Here is a 992-nt window from a genome sequence, read left to right on the forward strand (position 1 = left end):
TGGACGCACTGGTCTGTGCCACCGGCTTCGACACGACGCAACTCCTGGCGGAGCTGCCCATCACAGGTCTCGACGGGCGCATGGACGCACTGGTCTGTGCCACCGGCTTCGACACGACGCAACTCCTGGCGGAGCTGYCCATCACAGGTCTCGACGGGCGCACGCTGGAAGAGACCTGGCGCGTCAATCCCAGCGCCTACTTCGGCCTGACGGTCCCGGGCTTTCCCAACCTCTTCCTGACGCTCGGCCCCAACACCGGCACAGGCCATACCTCGACGCTGCTTTTCATCGAGCCCCAGGTCCAGCATGCGCTGGCCTGCATGCGCAGAGTCAAGCAATCAGGCAAGCGATGGATAGACGTGCGCCCTGAAGCGTTTGCAGCCCAGGACGCCAACGTCCAGCAAAGGCTCGCCGGCTCGGTCTGGAGCCGGTGCAGTTCCTGGTACCGCAACGACAGCGGCCGCATCATCGCGATCTGGCCGGGCTTCACCGGCGAATACGCCCGGGCCGTGCGGCGGCCCGACGAAGCAGCCTACGAGCTGGGCTGAAGCGCCGCCCTCAGCGCGGCCAGCACGGCGTCCGGTGCTTCGGCCATCAGCGCGTGGCCGGCGGGCACGGTATGGATGCGCGGCTTGAGCAGGCCGCCGAGCACGGCGTTCTGCTTGGGCGAGGTCATCTGGTCCAGCGCGCCGAGGATGAAATGCACCGGGCAGGCCACGCGAGCGGCCGCGGCCTCGCCGCCGGCATAGCGGTCGCAGACCTGGAAGTCGTTCTCGAACAGGTTGACTTCCGTCTGGCGCTCCTGCAGCCGGCGCATCAGCGCCATCGAGCCGCCGCGCAGCCAAGCGCCCGGGCCCGGGTAGCCCGGCTTGGCGCTGGCCAGCGAATGCGAAAAGGCCGTGACCATGGCCATCGCGGCCTCGGGCTTGTCGCGCGCCGTCGTCAAAAGAGCCTCCGAGACCTTCATCGGGTAGGCCGTGCCGACCATGACG

At 68.4% G+C, this 992-nt stretch carries 1 protein-coding gene and 1 pseudogene; one reads left to right on the plus strand and one right to left on the minus strand.

Annotation, left to right across the window (positions count from 1 at the left end):
• Positions 1–548: pseudogene (locus AC1DU6_RS32795) on the plus strand (hypothetical protein); the annotation flags it as partial.
• On the opposite strand, the gene AC1DU6_RS32800 reads toward AC1DU6_RS32795, so the two are convergent.
• A partial coding sequence (locus tag AC1DU6_RS32800; protein ID WP_477862457.1) for an alpha/beta fold hydrolase occupies positions 533–992 on the minus strand: 460 nt, incomplete at its 5' end. The pseudogene AC1DU6_RS32795 and the gene AC1DU6_RS32800 overlap by 16 nt on opposite strands.

Source organism: Roseateles sp. P5_B10 (assembly GCF_056400485.1).